General features: G+C 72.3%; 12 protein-coding genes. 2 read left to right on the top strand and 10 right to left on the bottom strand.

The genetic code is table 11. The annotated features are described in order from the left end of the window. Positions 1 to 4 precede the first annotated feature (4 nt). Genes ACIBO2_RS28295 through ACIBO2_RS28265 form a run of 7 tightly spaced genes read right to left on the bottom strand, consistent with a single transcriptional unit; the run spans position 5 to position 8,063 of the window. Complete coding sequence (locus ACIBO2_RS28295) at positions 5 to 973, bottom strand: P1 family peptidase (protein WP_358553637.1); 969 nt, start codon at positions 971 to 973, stop codon at positions 5 to 7. Next, positions 970 to 1,707, bottom strand: a complete 738-nt coding sequence (locus tag ACIBO2_RS28290; RefSeq protein ID WP_397300605.1) for an ATP-binding cassette domain-containing protein — start codon at positions 1,705 to 1,707, stop codon at positions 970 to 972. Before ACIBO2_RS28290 ends, ACIBO2_RS28295 begins: the two co-directional genes overlap by 4 nt. Further along, positions 1,704 to 2,693 (bottom strand): ABC transporter ATP-binding protein, encoded by a 990-nt coding sequence (locus tag ACIBO2_RS28285; RefSeq protein WP_397300602.1) that lies wholly within the window; start codon positions 2,691 to 2,693, stop codon positions 1,704 to 1,706. Before ACIBO2_RS28285 ends, ACIBO2_RS28290 begins: the two co-directional genes overlap by 4 nt. Continuing rightward, positions 2,690 to 3,580 (bottom strand): ABC transporter permease, encoded by an 891-nt coding sequence (locus tag ACIBO2_RS28280; protein ID WP_358553631.1) that lies wholly within the window; start codon positions 3,578 to 3,580, stop codon positions 2,690 to 2,692. Before ACIBO2_RS28280 ends, ACIBO2_RS28285 begins: the two co-directional genes overlap by 4 nt. Beyond that, positions 3,577 to 4,485: an ABC transporter permease gene (locus tag ACIBO2_RS28275; RefSeq protein WP_358553629.1), complete on the bottom strand. Its 909-nt coding sequence runs from the start codon at positions 4,483 to 4,485 to the stop codon at positions 3,577 to 3,579. The genes ACIBO2_RS28280 and ACIBO2_RS28275 overlap by 4 nt, the downstream gene beginning before the upstream one ends. Positions 4,486 to 4,487: 2 nt before the next feature. Continuing rightward, positions 4,488 to 6,107 (bottom strand): ABC transporter substrate-binding protein, encoded by a 1,620-nt coding sequence (locus ACIBO2_RS28270; RefSeq protein ID WP_397300597.1) that lies wholly within the window; start codon positions 6,105 to 6,107, stop codon positions 4,488 to 4,490. A gap of 12 nt (positions 6,108 to 6,119) precedes the next feature. Next, entirely contained in the window at positions 6,120 to 8,063 is a 1,944-nt protein-coding gene (locus tag ACIBO2_RS28265) for a primary-amine oxidase (RefSeq protein ID WP_397300594.1), read from the bottom strand. Between the two features lie 96 nt (positions 8,064 to 8,159). Between ACIBO2_RS28265 and ACIBO2_RS28260 the strand changes: the two genes are divergently transcribed. Continuing rightward, complete coding sequence (locus tag ACIBO2_RS28260) at positions 8,160 to 9,209, top strand: LacI family DNA-binding transcriptional regulator (RefSeq protein ID WP_358553622.1); 1,050 nt, start codon at positions 8,160 to 8,162, stop codon at positions 9,207 to 9,209. On the opposite strand, the gene ACIBO2_RS28255 is transcribed toward ACIBO2_RS28260, so the two are convergent. Both ACIBO2_RS28255 and ACIBO2_RS28250 read right to left on the bottom strand, forming a co-directional pair. Next, complete coding sequence (locus ACIBO2_RS28255; protein ID WP_397300827.1) at positions 9,204 to 9,881, bottom strand: response regulator; 678 nt, start codon at positions 9,879 to 9,881, stop codon at positions 9,204 to 9,206. The two genes, ACIBO2_RS28260 and ACIBO2_RS28255, sit on opposite strands and share 6 nt — an antisense overlap. 86 nt (positions 9,882 to 9,967) lie before the next feature. Continuing rightward, a complete protein-coding gene (locus tag ACIBO2_RS28250) occupies positions 9,968 to 11,170 on the bottom strand; it encodes a histidine kinase (protein WP_358553620.1) in 1,203 nt (400 codons plus the stop codon). A 131-nt stretch (positions 11,171 to 11,301) separates the two neighbouring features. Here ACIBO2_RS28250 and ACIBO2_RS28245 point away from each other — a divergent pair, with 131 nt between their 5' ends. Continuing rightward, positions 11,302 to 12,327, top strand: coding sequence for a hypothetical protein (locus ACIBO2_RS28245; RefSeq protein ID WP_358553618.1), 1,026 nt, complete (start codon positions 11,302 to 11,304; stop codon positions 12,325 to 12,327). Here the strand turns inward: ACIBO2_RS28245 and ACIBO2_RS28240 are convergent. Further along, positions 12,299 to 15,451: an NACHT domain-containing protein gene (locus ACIBO2_RS28240; RefSeq protein WP_397300590.1), complete on the bottom strand. Its 3,153-nt coding sequence runs from the start codon at positions 15,449 to 15,451 to the stop codon at positions 12,299 to 12,301. The genes ACIBO2_RS28245 and ACIBO2_RS28240 overlap by 29 nt on opposite strands. Positions 15,452 to 15,540 lie beyond the last annotated feature (89 nt).

Below are 15,540 nucleotides of genomic sequence, written 5' to 3'. Positions count from 1 at the left end.
CCTCCTACTCCACGCTGCTCAGGATGGCGTCCCAGGCGACCTCCGACGCCAGGGCGCCCAGCCCGGCGGGCTTGAGGCCGCCCAGGTCCACCTCGTCGGTGGTCAGCGCGAACAGCACGTCGCCGTCGTTCTGGGTGTGGAACGGCTGGATGCCCCGGTGCATCGAGCCGTGTACCTGGCGGCTCAGCTGGGTGAGCTCGATGTCGGCCAGCCGTACGTTGGTCACCAGGACCGTCAGCGTGGTGTTGCCCATGACGGCCGGAGCGTCCGACGCGATCGCGTAGTCCACGCTCGGGTGGCGCCTGGTGCCCTCGTCGGCGTGGTAGTTGCCGCGCAGGATCGTCCCGTCGCGGCCGACGACCACGCCCACCGAGTTGACCACCGTCGCCACCAGGACCTTGACCGCCCCGAAGGTGCCGAAGGCGGCGCCCTGCCCGGCGAACTCGGCCCTGGCGAAGTCGACCTTGCCCGCGCTGGCGCTGCGTCCGGCGCCGCACCGCCCCACCGGGAACTCGCCCTCGACGGCGGCGCGCAGGGCGGCGCGGCCCAGCGGCCCGTCGGGGTGTACGGCGTTGTCGCGCGTGGAGAAGTCGTAGATCACCGCGCCCGAGACGAGCTGCAGCTCGTCCCATTTGGTCTGGTTGCTCCGGCGGGCCAGCAGTTCCTCGCTCACCCCGGCCACGGCCGACATCCCGTACACCGATCCGCCGGTCAGGCAGATGGCGTGGTTGTAGTCGTAGCCGCCGCTCAGGCCCACCGCGCCGCCGCGGGCGTCCACGGCGGTCCGCGCGCCCGCCGGGACGTGCACGACGGTGCAGCCGGTGGGGCCCTCGCCGTACTCCGCCGTGCCGACGAACACACCGGGCAGGTCGAACGCGACCGAGCCGCGCCCCGGGCTGGGCTGCGGGGTCAGCGGGAGGTCGGAGTTACCGGGCACGCCGGCGGCGAAGGCCGACACGGGAGCGAGGGTCACAGGGACTCCAGGAGTTGTCGCGAGTACGGATGTTCGGGGGCGGAGTAGAAGGTGGCGGTGTCGGCGGTCTCGACGACCTCGCCGCCGCGCATGACGGCGATCCGGTCGGCCACGTAGCGGACGGCGCCGAGGTCGTGGGAGATGAACAGCGCGGCGAAGCCGTACTCCGCCTGCAGGTCCTTGAGCAGGTTGAGGATCTGCACCTGGACGGAGACGTCCAGGGCGCTGACGGCCTCGTCGAAGACGATGAAGCTCGGCCGGGTGATCAGCGCGCGGGCGATGGACACCCGCTGCCGCTGGCCGCCGGACAGCTCGTGCGGGTAGCGGTCGGCGAAGCCGGGCTCCAGGCCGACCTGTTCGAGCGCCTCGGGTACCAGCTCACCGGCGGACTTTCCCAGTACGGCGAGTGGCTCGGCGACGCTCTGCCCGATGCGCATCCTGGGGTTCAGCGACCAGTGCGGGTGCTGGAGCACGGCCTGCATCCGCCCGGCCAGGTCCTTGCGCCGCCGGGGGAAGGGGCGGCCGTCGAACCTGACCGTCCCGGTGGTGGGCCGTTGCAAGCCGAGCGCGACCCGGCTGGTGGTCGTCTTGCCCGAGCCGGACTCGCCGACCAGGCCGAGCGTCTCGCCCTCGGCGACGGAGAGCGAGACGCCGCGCATGGCGTCCAGCCGGGTACGGCGCAGCGGCGGGCCCGTGGTGAAGGAGACCGTGACGTCGGTGAGATCGAGGATCACGCGATCACCTCCAGCTCGGCGGCCCGGTGGCAGAGCACGTCCTTGGCCCCGACGCGAACCGGCTCGGGACGTTCGGTGGCGCAGCGGTCCTCGGCGAAGGGGCAGCGGGGCGCGAACGCGCAGCCGGGCGAGGGACCGGTCAGGACCGGTGGGCGGCCCGGCACCGGCTCCAGCCGTACCCCGGGAACGGCCACAGCGGGAGCCGACCTGGCCAGGGCGGCGGTGTAGGGGTGCACGGGATCGCCGAGCACGTCGGCCGCCGGGCCGCTCTCCACGACGCGCCCGGCGTACATGACCGCCACGCGGTCGCACCTGCGGGCCACGGCCGGCAGGTCGTGGCTGAGCCAGACGATGCTCGTGCCCGCCTGCCGGGCCAGCGCGAACACCACGTTCAGCACCTCTTCGCGCACCTGGCTGTCGAGCGAGGCGGTCGGCTCGTCGGCGACCAGCAGTTCGGGCGAGGCGGCCATGGCCAGCGCGATCGCCACTCGCTGAGCCATGCCGCCGGACAGCTGGTGGGGGTAGGCGGCGGCCACGCGCGGGTCATCGAGCTTGACCCGCCCCAGGTGAAACGCCACCTGAGCCTGAAGACCCGCACGCCCGTCCGCCCCCTCGGAGCCGTCGCGCCCGTCGCGGCCGGGTGCGCGGAGGACGAGCCGGAGTTGGGCGCCGACCCGCATGGTCGGGTCGAGCGAGGCGATCGGGTCCTGGAAGACGAAGCCGAGCCGCTGCCTGCGCAGCCGCCGCAACGCGGTGGGCGGCAGGTCCAGCACCGGCTCGCCGGCCACGCGCACCGTGCCGGCGGCCACCACCGCCTGGCGGGGCAGCAGGCGGCCGATCGCCGCGCCGAGTGTGGACTTGCCCGACCCGCTCTCGCCCACCACCCCGACGGCCTCGCCCGCCGCCACGCGCAGGACGGCGCCGTCGAGGGCGCGGGCCGTCCCGTAGTCGACCTCCAGGCCGTCCACTTCGAGCAGCGCGCTCATATCAGTGACCTCGTCTCCCTCGGTTCGAACCGGTCGCGCAGCCCGTCGCCCAGCACGTTGATGGACAGGATGGCGAGCACCAGCACGACGCCGGGCCCGATGATCAGCCAGGGAGCGGCCATCATGTAGGTGCCACCCTGGCGGATCAGCACCCCGAGCGACGCCTGCGGCGGTTGCACGCCGAAGCCGAGGAAGCTCAGGCCGCCCTCGACCGAGATGCCGACCGACAGCGCGTAGGTGCCCTGGACCGCGATCGTGCCCGCCACGTTCGGGAGTACGTGGCGGCCGAGGATGCGGGGCAGTCCCGCGCCGCTGATGGCCGCCGCGGTCACGTAGTCGCGTTCGGCCACGGCGACGGCGGCGGCGCGTACGAGCCGGGTCATCAGCGGGATCGTGACCAGCACGATGCTGGCCACCGCGGCGAGCTGGCCGGGCCCGGCGACGGCCGCCACCAGGATCGCCAGGACGATGGCGGGGAAGGAGTAGAGCAGCTCCACCACCCGCATGATCAGCTCGTTCAGGTAGCCGCCCCGGTATCCGGCCAGGATGCCGAAGCCCGCGCTGAGCGCGGCGGTCACCAGGACGGCGGCCGAGGAGAGCAGCAGCGTGGTGCCGACACCCTCCATGACGCGCGGCAGCATCGAGCGGCCCAGGTTGTCGGTGCCCAGCCACCAGCCGGGGCCCGGCGGCCGCAGGCGCGGGCCCACGATCGCGTCGGGGTCTCCACCGGCGTGTACGAGCGAGCCGAGCGCGACCAGGACGAGCAGCAGCAGGCAGCCCAGACCGGTCAGCGACAACGGATCGAGCCGCTGTCTTGGCCGCCTCCTCTTCACACCCACCGTCTCCTTCTCGCCAGCCGTCTCCTTCTCGCCAGCCGTCTCCTTCATGCGCGTCTCCCGAGCCTCGGGTCGACCAGCCCGACGAGCAGGTCTATCAGGACGTTCATCACGATGAACACGGTGGCCGCCAGCAGCACGCCCGCCTGCACGACCGCGTAGTCCCTGCGCCCCACCGCCTGGACGACGTACGAGCCGATGCCCGGCAGGTTGAACAGGTACTCCACGATCAGCGCGCCGCCGAGGAGGTAGGCGGTGATCGTCGCGGTGAGCGTCAGCACGGGCCCCGCCGCGTTGCGCAGGATGTGGTGCCGGACGATGAACCACGGTGTCTCGCCCCGGGCGACGGCGGCCGTGACGTGCGGCTCGACCAGCACGTTCAGCACGGCGTCGCGGGTGGTCCTGGCCGTCGCCGAGATGGCGAAGATCGACAGCACCGCGGCGGGCAGCAGGTAGCCGCTGGTCTGCAGGCCGTACCGGGAGACCACGAACACCACCAGGCTGCCCAGCGCGAACTCGGGGACGCTCACCCCCAGCCCGCTCAGCAGCCGCCCCGCCGCGCCGCCGCCTCCCGGGCGGGCGCGCAGCGCGGTCAGCACGCCGAGCGGCACCCCCGCCAGTACGGCGGCGGCGACGGCGAACAGCGTGAGCTGCCCCGTCACGGGCAGCCGGGCCCACAGCTCGGCCGCGACCGGCTGCCTGCTGATCATCGAGGTGCCGAAGTCCCCGGTGCCGACCGCCGCCAGCCAGTGCCCGTACTGGGCGAACACCGACTGGTCGAGCCCGTACCTGGCGGCCAGTTCGGCCTTCTGCGCGGGCGTGGCGAACGGGCCCAGGATCGTCTCGGCGAACCCGCCCGGCATCAGCCGCAGCGCCGCGAAGATCAGGACGGAGATGCCGAGGAGGGTGACGGCCGAGCTCAGCGCCCGGCCCGCCCACCACAGCAGGAGCCGCATCGTCAGCCCTTCTTGACCCGGGCGTCGGCGACCAGCCGGAGCAGGTTGCCGTAGCCCTCGGTGGCGTACAGGCTCGGGCTGACCCCGTCGGCGCGATAGGCGATCGTGGCCGGGCGGGTGACCAGCGGGATCATCTGCGCGTCGGTGTCCACCTTGGCGCACACCGCGGCCAGTGCCTTGTCGCGCTCGGCGCCCGACGGGGTCTCCGTCGCGGCGGTGATCAGCGAGTTGAGGTCCTTGTCGGCCTGCATGAAGCCCGCGTTGAAGCCGGCGACGTCGGGGTTCCACCAGGTGGTGACCATGCCGGGGTCGGCGTATCCGGCGAACCACGACAGCGCGGCGTCGAACGTCGCGGGCACCTTGCCGTACACCTTGCCCGCCCAGCTCGCCTCGTCCATCTGCTCGATCTTGACGGTGACGCCGGCCTGCTGGAGGTTCTGCTGGATCACCTGGGCGACGGCGGGGGCCGGCTCGGTGGAGTAGATGCTGAGCGTGAACGACAGGTTCGCGATGCCCGCCTGGGCGAGCAGTTCCTTGGCCTTCGCGGCGCCGCCCGCCGTGGCCGAGGGCAGCGTGGCCGGGTCGCAGGCGCCGGGCAGGCCGGCCGGGGTGACGCCGGTGGGCTTGCCCTGGCCGCCGAGGGCCACTTCGGCCATCTGCTTGCGGTCCAGCGCCATGTTCAGCGCCTGGCGGACCCGGGGGTCGGCGAACTTGGGGTTCTTGGAGTTGAGCATCAGGTAGTAGAAGTCGGTGGTGGCCTGGGTGGCGACCTTGACGTTCGCGGCGCCGGCCAGCATCGCGGCGGAGTCGACGTTGCCCAGGGCGGCCAGGGCGGAGCTGCCGTTCTGCACTGCGGCGACGCGGGCGGCCTCCTCGGGCGCGATCGTGACGGTCAGGCTGTCGGCGGCTGGCTTTCCCTTGTCCCAGTAATGCTCATTGCGGGCGAAATTCCAGGACACGTCCTGGCGGTGCGCCTGCACCTTGAACGGCCCGGTGCCCAGCATCTCCTTGGCCGGGTCGAGCGTCTTCGCCTCGATCTCCTTCATCGGCAGGATCGCGGCCGGCACATTGGCGAGCGCCGCCAGGAACGGCGTGTACGGCTTGGTCAGCGTGACCTTGACGGTGGCCGCGTCGACCTTGGTCACCTTCTCGACCGGGCCGAGCTGCCCCCGCCACACCGACTTGGCGGCCAGCAGCCGCTTCAGGCTGCCCACCACGTCGTCGGCGGTCATCTGCCTGCCGTTGGAGAAGGCGACGCCCTTACGCAGGTGGAACACGTACGTGGTCGGGGTGGGGTTGTCCCAGCTCTCGGCGAGCCGCGGCTGCGGGCTGAAGTCGGGCCCCACGGTGACCAGCGTCTCGTAGACCAGCGACATCAGCTGCCAGGAGGTGGCCACGTCGGCGAGCTGCGGGTCGAGCCCGGTCGCCGCGCCGCTGTCGATGTGCACCGCGACGTTGAGCGCGCCGCCCGCGGGCAGCTTGCCGTCTGCCACGGCCAGGTAGCCGGGGGCGGCGGCCGAGCCGGTCGCCGCGGTGCCCGGCGGGGCCGCTTCCGTGCCGCCGCCGCAGGCGGAGGTGGCCAACACGACCGCCGCGACGCTACCGGCCAGTCTGTATCGCATGACGCCTCATCTCTAGTGGCAGGAGCCCTGGCTGCTCGGCGGGACGTCGAGCGTGGGGTTGCGATCGAAGAACCCGACGGGCTTCAGGGTGAATCCGCACGTGTCGACGGGCATGATCGGCCAGTCCTCGGTACGGGGGAAATGGGTCAGCCCGAACGTGTGCCACAGCACGATGTCCTGGCCGTCGATGTCGCGGTCCGCGGCCGTGTACGCGGGCAGCCCGGCGCCACCCGGATGCTGATTGACCAGGTCACCGGCCGGATAACGCTCCTGCGGATGGTACCTGGTGACCCAGAGGTGGCTGGTGGCGAACTCCGCCCTGGCGCGGATCGAGGAGTTCTCGTGGGCGAGCAGGGTGGGCAGGCCCTCGGGGTACAGCGCGTAGCCGACGGGGTCGCCCAGGCGGTTGGTCACCTCCGGGTTGACCACGTGCCAGGTCCGGCCCATGGCCAGGTCCGCGTCGCGCCTGCCCTCCGCTTCGGTGCGCAGCCTGGTGGCCTTGCGGCCGAAGGCGTTGCCGTACGGGTTGCGTTCGTCCATGGGCAGGCGTACGACCTCCACCTCGTCCACCGCGTTCGCCGGGCCGTCGACCATCATGTCCAGCCGCGCGGAGAACAGGTGCTGGTGGTAGGGCGCCGCCAGCCCCGGCGCGACCTGCGAGCCGTACGGCGCGGCCCGCTCGTCGTAGGCGCCGGTGAACACGATGCCGGTGGCCTTGACCTCCAGCTCGATGGTGCCGTCGAGGTAGAGGTACCAGTAGAAGCCGTAGTCGTAGTTGCCGACGGTGACGAAGAAGGAGATCACCAGCCGCCGCTGCCGGCGTGTCTCGCGGGAGTCGTTGGCCGGGTCGGTGTGCTTCCACAGCACGCCGTAGTCCTCCTCGTGCATGCAGATCGCGTTCGGCAGCACCTTGGGCGAGCCGTCGCCGCCGGTGACGGTGGCGTCGAAGTAGGTGATCTCGCCCAGGCAGTCGCAGCCCAGCTCCAGCGCGTTGGCCAGCTTGCCGAGCTGGTATTCGCCGGTGTCGAAGTAGTTCTGCCAGAAGCGGACCGGGCTCGGGTCCCCGTAGGGCACCAGCATCTCGGCCACCGACGCCCGGTAGACGATGGGCCGGCCGTCGAAGCCGATCTGGTGCAGGACCAGGCCCTCGCGCATGTCGTAGCCGAGGCGGACGTTCCACTTCTCCCAGGTGACGAGGTTGCCGTCGATGCCGAAGCTGGGGCCCTCCGGCTGGGTGATGTGGATCGGGCGCTGGCTGGTGCGGTGCTCGCGCTCCAGGTGGTAATCGCCCGCCTCGGCGGGGATGGGCAGCACGCCGGTGTCGACGATCTCGATCATTACGCCCTTGAGCAGGTCGACGAAGGCCACCAGGCCGTCGATCGGGTGCGCCCAGGGCAGGCTCTCCTCGGTCGGGCGCAGGTGGGCCAGCACGCGGGCGATCCGCCTGCCCTCCTCGCCCGGCAGGCCGTAGCTGCCCGCAGACAGGGCGGCGAGCCACACCAGGGCCGTGTCGTCCAGGCCGCGCCGGGCCAGCGCCGCGGCCCACCCGGCATCGGCGCCGAGCACTCGCCTGACCAGCTCGTGCTCCTCATCCAGCATGGGGACCTGGCCGTCGGTGATCGGGTCGATCGGCCGGCGCTCCACCACGTGTCCCTCGCTGAGCGAGACGACGACGTCCTGGGCCTGCTCGCTCGCCAGGTCGAGCACGAGGGCGCGGGCCCGCCGGGCAGCGGGCGCGTCGCCGAGCACGTCCTCCTTCGGGGGCTCCTCGATCCCGAGGTAGGCCACCCGGCCGGTGGCGGCCAGCACTCCGTCGTCCGCCATGATCCGCTTGGCGTCCTCGATCTCCTGCGCACTGAGCGGGTCGAGCGGATGCGACCGCTCCCCGACCCCGAGAACCCGCCGTCCAGCTGCCATCCGGCTTTCCGCCCCTTTCTTGCCGGAACGTTCCGGCATGCGGGCCAACATACTTCCGCCTCAGGACGAGGACAAGACCTTTCGCCAGGTCGATACGTGGCGGAAACAGATCAACGGTGGCGCTAGCATCGGGGCGTGCGCGCAGACGAGCCGGCCACCATCCTCACGGTCGCCAAGACGGCAGGGGTCTCCAAGACGACCGCGTCCGACGCGCTCCGGGGTTCCGGCCGGGTGTCGGAGGAGACCAGGGCCAGGGTGATGGAGGCCGCCGACGCCCTCGGCTACGTACCCAACGGGTCGGCCCGGCACCTGCGCCGCGCGAGCACCGGCACCATCGGCCTGCACGTGCCGGAGGTGCTCACCCGCTCGTCCTACTACATGTCGTTCGTGTTCGGGGTCGTGCAGGGGGCCGCCGACAACGACTACGACGTCACGCTGATCACCTCGGGCCGCCGCACCCCGCGCGTCGACGGCCTCGTGCTCGGCGACCCCCTGGGGGACGACCCGATCGTGGCCAAGCTCATGGACACTGGCCTGCCCACGGTCACCTGCGAACGCTTCACCGGCACCGGCCGGGCCGACGGCGTGGTCCGCTCCGAACACGCCGAGATGCTGGGCCGCCTGATGGACCACCTGCGCGCCTCCGGCGCGACCCGTCCCGCGCTCATCGTGGCCGGCGACGTGAGCGACTGGGCCGCCTCCGTACACCGGGGCTTCCGCGACTGGTGCGTCCGGCACGACGTGGACCCGCTCGTCCGTACGGTCCCCTTCGACTGCTCGGCGGGCGAGGTCCACGAGGCCGCCCGCGAGCTGCTGGCACTGGAACCGCGCATCGACGCGCTGGTGTGCGGGCCCGCCGGTTCGGCCACGGATCTGCTACCGCTCCTGCGCGAGGAGGGCCGCGACCTTCTCCGCCGTGAGGAGGGTCGCGAGCTGCTCCGCTGTGAAGACGACAGCGACCTGCGTCGCGAGGGGGGGCGCCACCTGCTGCTCGCGTCGTGCGTCGACAGCCCCGCCATGCAGCTGGCCGACCCGCCCATCACCGCCATCGACCTGCGCCCCAGAGAGGCGGGCGTACGGTGCGCGGAGCTGCTGTTCGACCTGCTGTCGGGCACGGCTTCGGTGGGGACGGAGCGGATCCACCCCATCGAGCTCACCCTGCGAGCCTCCACGCGGGGTTCATGACGCGCCTTCGGCATCGTGGACGACCAGGGCGAGCTGGACCCGGTTGTCCAGAGCCGCCTTGGTGAGGATGCGCGAGATGTAGCCCTTGACCGTGCCGACGCTCATGTGCAGCTCAGCGGCGATGACCGCGTTGGGCTTGCCCTGCCCCACCGCCAGCGCGACCTCACGCTCCCGCTCGCTGAGCCGGGCCAGCACCGTCCGGGCGTCGGCACGGCGACGGCTCTCCTCCTCGGGCACCAGGTGGGCGATCAGCCGCCGGGTGACGCTCGGGGACAGGATCGGCTCGCCGTCCACGACCCGGCGGATGGCATCGACGATCCCCTCCGGCGGGGTGTCCTTGAGCAGGAACCCGCCGGCCCCCGCCCGCAGCGCCTTGAACACGTGCTCGTCGGCGTCGAACGTGGTGAGCACGACCACCTCGGGCGCCTGGGGCCGGCTACGCAGCCGCCGGGTCGCCTCGATGCCGTCGAGGCCGGGCATCCGGATGTCCATCAGCACCACGTCGGGAGCGTGCGCGTCGACCGCGGCCACCACCTCCCCGCCATCGGCCACCGCCCCCACCACCTGGAGGTCGGCTGCGCCTTTGAGCATCAACGCCAGACCGGCGCGGACGAGCGCGTCGTCGTCGACGATCAGCACGCGAATCGACGACCGGGACGGCTGCGGTGGCACCGCCTGCGGTTCTTGCGTGGGTTGCTGAACGGACGGCTGCTGCGGCGATTGCTGCGCTGGTGGCTGCTGCGGAAGTGGCGGCTCGTTCACACGGGCCATGGTAACCAGGCCACCAGCCGGAACCCCCCGCCCGCCACTGGCCCGCACGCCAACCGCCCACCCGCCAACTCCGCCCGCTCCGCCAACCCGGCCAGCCCCGCCCCCGCCCCGGTCGTCCCGAGGCCGGCGTTCCCCACACCCGGATCTGATGAAGCCGTTCCGCCGGGCGGCGAATTGTGCACCTCGACTCGCAGCTCGGCGCCCGCCGTACCGGAGATGACGACCGTGACCGGCTGGCCGGGCGCGTGCTTGCGCGCGTTCGTGAGCCCTTCCTGGACGATGCGGTAAGCGGCGCGCCCGGTGACCTCCGGCAGGTCGGCCAGCCGGAGCCCGTGATCGCGCAGCTCGACCCGCATCCCGGCGCTCCGGGACTCCGCCACGAGCGGCGTGAGATCCGGGCGGCCGGGCGACAGCGAGCCGTCATCGGACGGGGGCGCCTCGCGAAGCACCGAGATCACCGCTCGCAGCTCCTCCAGCGCCAGCCGCGCGCTCGACCGGATCACCCCCGCCGCGTCGGCCACCTCCCCCGGCGTGGCGTCCGCGTTGAACTCCAGCGCCCCCGCGTGCACCGCCAGCAACGACAGCCGGTGGGCGAGGACGTCGTGCATCTCCCGCGCGATGCCGATCCGCTCGGCCCGGCGCGCCTCTTCGGCGCGCAACCGCTGGTCGGCCTCGGCCCGGCGGGCCCGCTCGGCCAGCGACAGCACCAGCTCCCGCCGGGTGCGCGCCAGCATCCCCCAGCCGGTCAGCGCCCCGCCGAACAGCACCCCCACCAACGCCCACACCGGATAGGGCGCCAGCCCCGGCGGCCGCCAGGCGAACCTGCCCAGCGTCGCGGCCACCCCCGCCACCCCCACCGCGATAGCGGCGGGCGGCTTCCGGTAGAGGGCCACGATCAGCGTGGCGATCCCGGCCGCCACCGAGGCGGCCGCGGCGGGCACCGACAGCGCGATGACGGCCAGCCCCACGCTCACCGGCCACCTGCGGCACAACCACAGCCCCGCGCAGGCCAGAGCGCCGCCCGCCACGTCGGCCACCAGATACCAGCCCGGTGTGCCGCCCGTCAGATCACCCCAGACGACCCCGACCGCGCCGGCGAGGGCGAGCATGAACCCACCCGCCCCGACCGCCCAGTCGCGCCGCGACCGAATCCAGCCGGGCCGTACGTCTTCCGCACCGGCCACGAACATGACCGCTGATGCTAGCCCGCCACCGACCCGTGCGTAAGCAACCAAAGTCACTGCCGGAAGACGACCAAGGCTGCCATGGAGCGGTCTTCCGGTAGCAGCGGTGATCACCCGTCGCGCGGCACCGTGGCGGCATGACCACAACAGACTCCAGCGGACGCCGCCGATGGGCCGCGCTGCTGCTCGCGGTGATCACTCCGCTCGTCGCCGAGCTCACGCTGGGCAACCCGCCTCTGAGCCAGATCTGGCTGATGCTCCTGTGGGTGCCGATCTACGGCGCGGGCACCGTGCTGATCCGCGAGCTGGTACGCCGGCGCGGCGCGGGCTGGCTCTCGATCCTGCTGCTCGGGCTCGCGTACGGCATCGTCGAGGAGGGCCTGGCGTTGCAGGCGCTCAGCAGCCCCACCCTGTACGGCGTCGCCGGGTGGGCGCCCAGGATCCTCGGGCTGAACAGCGCGTACACCGAGCTCAACCTCCCCTACCACGCCGTGTTCAGTGTGGCGCTGCCGATCCTGCTGGTCGACCTGGTGTTCCCGGGCATGCGGGACCGGCCGTACCTGAAGCGGACCGGGCTGGTGGTGACCGGGGTGGTGTTCGTGCTGGGCGCGGCGCTGCTGCGGTTGAGCGTGACGGGCTTCATCGACCCCGGCTACCAGGCGCCGCTCCCGGTGGTGGCGGGCTGCCTGGCGGCCGTGGCCCTGCTCGCGGTGCTGGCACTGCGCGTCGTCCCCCGCGCCTCGCACTCATCGGCGCCGACCGCCGGTACGGGCGCGGTGCCCGGTTCGTGGGCAGTGGCGGCTTTCGGGGGCCTCGTCGCGTTCGGCTATCTGGCGCTCCTGTTCCCCTTCGGCGGCGCCACGCAGCCCGCCTTCACCCGGGGCAACTGGGTGATGGTGCCGATGCTGGCCGCCGCGGCCCTCGCGGTGCTCGCGTGGTGGCTGGTCCGCCGCTGGACGACGAGCGGCGCGTGGACGGACCGGCACAGCCTCGCGCTGGCCGGCGGGGCGCTGGTGGCGCACACCGCCTTCGGAGTGCTGGCCAACGCCGCGACCCTCACCGAGCGGGCCGAACTGACGGCGCTCGGACTGGTCATGATCGGCCTGCTGGCACTGCTCGGCCGCCGCTCACGGGTCAGCCGGACAGCTCCCACAGCTGGATGATCTTGTCTTCCGCGACGGTGGCGAACAGGTGCCCGTCGGGGCTGAAGGCCGCCGCGGTGGACCACCGGCCGTGCGGGACCCGCAGGATCTCCCATACCTCCGTGCCGTCCCCGACGTCCCAGAGCCGGACGTCGGAACCGTATCCGGCGGCGGCCAGCAGGGTGCCGTCGGGGCTGAACGCGACGCGCCGGGCCGGCTCGCGCAGCGTGACGAGGGCTGCACCAGAGCCTGCGTCCCAGACGCGGGTGACGTCGGAGCCCGCGGTGGCCAGCAGCGTGCCGTCCGGGCTGAACGCCACATCACGCGTCCACGAGAACAGCTCGGTATCCGATGCGTGCAGCCGCAGCAGCGCTATGCCGGTCTCCGAGTCCCAGATCTCCGCCTCCCAGGTCCGGTCGCGTCCCCAGGAGCTGGAGGAGGCGGTGGCCAGGCGGGTTCCGTCGGGACTGAAGGCGAGGCCGTGAGGGCCGCCGACGTGCGCGATGCGCAGGAGTTCGGTGCCGTCCGTCACGTCCCAGATGCGGGTGGCGGCCTCGGTGTCGCTGACGGCCAGGCGGGCGCTGTCAGGGCTGAAGGCCATCGCCTGTACGCCGCCTTCGTTGCCGAGTTCCACGAGCTCGGCGCCGGTGGCGAGGTCGGCGATCCAGATCTTGCCGGCGATGGCGTCGTAGTCCCTGAGGCCCAGGCGTTCCCTGGTGAAGGCGATCAACCGGCCGTCGGGACTGATCGCCGCCATCGGTCCCGTGTCCAGCAGGCGGGCGATCAGGCGGCCGCTGTGACGGAAGACGCGCTCGGGGCCGCCGGTCAGGTCCGCCAGCGTGGTCGTGCCCCCGCCGGTCCAGGTCAGGCGGGTGCCGTCCGGGCTGAACGCGAGGCCGCTGACCTTCCGAGGGGTCTCGATCGTACGCAAGGGCACGGGGGTGACCATCCGGCCGGCGCGGCGGGGCACGGACGGTCGGGGCGTGATGGCCTGCCGGGGGGCGGTAACCGGCGTCCCACGCCCGGCGAGATGGTCGTGGAACTCGGCGTGCCGGAACTGGTAGAGCGGCCCGACCGCGCGCAGCAGCCCGAGGCGGTGCGCGTCGTCCAGGAACGCCATCAACCGCCGCGGCAGCCGCCCCTGCCGGGCCAGGCGGAAGGCGGCCAGCTCGTAGACCGGCCAGGCGTGGTGCTTGCCTGACACGAGTCCGTATGTCATGCCGACCATGGCCGCGACCAGGGTCGCGACCGCCATCTCGCCCGCGGATCCGTCTGTCGCCCAGATCAGGGCCGCGCCAATGATCGCGCCGAGCGCCCCTCCGGCGAGCAGCCGTACGCGGTTGAGCCTGCGGTCCGCGCGCCAGCTCGTGAGCGGCGTACTGGCCTGCCTGTCCATCACCGGGATCTCGGCCCACTCGGCCACCGCGTCCGTCATGAAGACGAGCAGCATCCCCGGTCCGAACACCACCGCCCCGACGTATGCCTCCACCAGCGAATCCGTGAGCGCGGCGCCCGTGACGAGATCGACCACCGCCTGCACGACGCCGCCCAGCAGCGCGGCCCCGAGCGCTATCCCGCTGGCTATCGAGAAGCTGGACAGCAGCTTGTTGAGCAGTGGGAAGATCCGCCGCCTGATCCGCAGGTCGGCGTAGCCGGGCCGGTCATACACCCAAGACGGGTTGTCAGACCTCTCCCGATACATGGCGATGATCCCCAGACCGCCGATGAGGAACCACCACGTGAAGGTATCCAGCGCCAGTGTGGCGAGTACCCCTCCCCAGGCCACGCTCGCCACCAGCACCAAGAACATGACTCCCGGACCCGGGGGCGGCCGGCGCATGGTCAAGGCCGCGAGCCGCCACCAGGCGAAGTCCCGGACCCCGATGCTCTTGCCGCCCAAAGGCACGGCCTCGGCCTCGACGGGGGTGCGGTCGAGCAGTGTGGCCAGGTAGCTGAGCCATTGGGTGACCTGTTCGGGCTGGTAGACGCGGCTGGGCCGGAACAGGTCGGCCTCGTCCTTCCGCGCGGGAGGCCGGGCCTCGATGAGCGCCGGTACGAGCCGGTCGAACAGGTGGGCGCGCAGCTCGGCCGCGGTGGCGAAGCGGGCGGGGTCGAGCAGCCGGGACGGATCGGCGGCCGGTCTGTAGACGGTGCGCAGCAGCCACAGCCCCAAAGGGCTGGACACAGTCTCGGAGAGCGGCGTCGGCCCGTCGTCGCGCAGCCGGTCGAGCAGAGCTGCCCAGCCGGGATGCGGAGGGGTCCGTACGAAGGTGCCGTCCAAGTAGTCGGCGGCGGCAACGGCCGACATGGGCTCCGCCTCGACCACGGCGGCCAGGCCCAGCGCCTGCGCCGCGGCGGTGTACTCGGTGGTACGGCTGGTGAGGACGAGCTGGGTCTCCGCGGGGAGCGTCTTGTTGAGCTCGGCCAGCGCCCCGGGTAACGAGGCGGCCGGCATCTCGTCCAGCCCGTCGAGGACCGGCACGATCTTGCCGTCGCGGAAGAGCCGGCGTGCCATGTCCTTGCCGTACGCGGGCAGCGCCGGATAGGTCTGCTCCAGCCGGTCGGCCAGCCAATCCTCGAAGTACGGATACTCCTTGACGTCCCAGCCGTTCATTGTCAGCAGCACCGGCACCGAGCCGTCCTGACTCTTCAGCAACTCCCGTACGAGCTGGATCGCCAGCGTCGTCTTGCCCGCGCCGGGGCCGCCCAGCACGACCAGGCGGCGGCCTGACGCGCGGAACCGGTCGGCCAGCCCTTTGATCTTGTCGCCCGATCCCGACCAGGTGATCTCCCCTCCGATGCGCGGGCCGGCGATGAAGCGTGCCTCGTCGCGCAGGTTCCACCGTACGGGCATCGGGTCCAGCCCCAGCCCGAGCACCCGGTCGGCCTCGTTGCTCCACTGGTCCTTCACCAGCTTCCTGAGCATGGCGAGCGCGGGCTCCACCGGCGTGACCTGGGCGACCTCCCCGACGTCAAGTGCGCCTCTCACGACGACCAGGCCGATCAGGCCGGTCAGGCCCCAGATGAACGGCTTCCACCACCACGCGTCTACTTCGACGGTGTCGGTCGCCATGCCGCCCACCAGGCCCAGCGCGACGCCCGCGGTCGCCCGCGTGATCCGCGACACCGTCCCACGACCGCCCATGCGCACAAGCATCGGGGCTGGAGCCCGCCTGGATCAACAGGGTTGGCAGCGCCGAGGACGTCCGCGACCTCCTCGGCGCTACCCGAAGC

It is taken from the genome of Nonomuraea sp. NPDC050022 (genome assembly GCF_044460705.1).
Lineage (GTDB): Bacteria > Actinomycetota > Actinomycetes > Streptosporangiales > Streptosporangiaceae > Nonomuraea.
Note: the sequence above shows the minus strand (reverse complement) of the source record. Positions and strands in the feature narration are given on the sequence as shown.

Coding starts and splice junctions, on each gene's coding strand:
- ACIBO2_RS28285 (WP_397300602.1), bottom strand. CDS start 2,693: ATGAGCGCGCTGCTCGAAGTGGACGGCCTGGAGGTCGACTACGGGACG.
- ACIBO2_RS28280 (WP_358553631.1), bottom strand. CDS start 3,580: ATGAAGGAGACGGCTGGCGAGAAGGAGACGGCTGGCGAGAAGGAGACG.
- ACIBO2_RS28275 (WP_358553629.1), bottom strand. CDS start 4,485: ATGCGGCTCCTGCTGTGGTGGGCGGGCCGGGCGCTGAGCTCGGCCGTC.
- ACIBO2_RS28270 (WP_397300597.1), bottom strand. CDS start 6,107: ATGCGATACAGACTGGCCGGTAGCGTCGCGGCGGTCGTGTTGGCCACC.
- ACIBO2_RS28265 (WP_397300594.1), bottom strand. CDS start 8,063: ATGCCGGAACGTTCCGGCAAGAAAGGGGCGGAAAGCCGGATGGCAGCT.
- ACIBO2_RS28250 (WP_358553620.1), bottom strand. CDS start 11,170: ATGTTCGTGGCCGGTGCGGAAGACGTACGGCCCGGCTGGATTCGGTCG.
- ACIBO2_RS28245 (WP_358553618.1), top strand. CDS start 11,302: ATGACCACAACAGACTCCAGCGGACGCCGCCGATGGGCCGCGCTGCTG.
- ACIBO2_RS28240 (WP_397300590.1), bottom strand. CDS start 15,451: ATGGGCGGTCGTGGGACGGTGTCGCGGATCACGCGGGCGACCGCGGGC.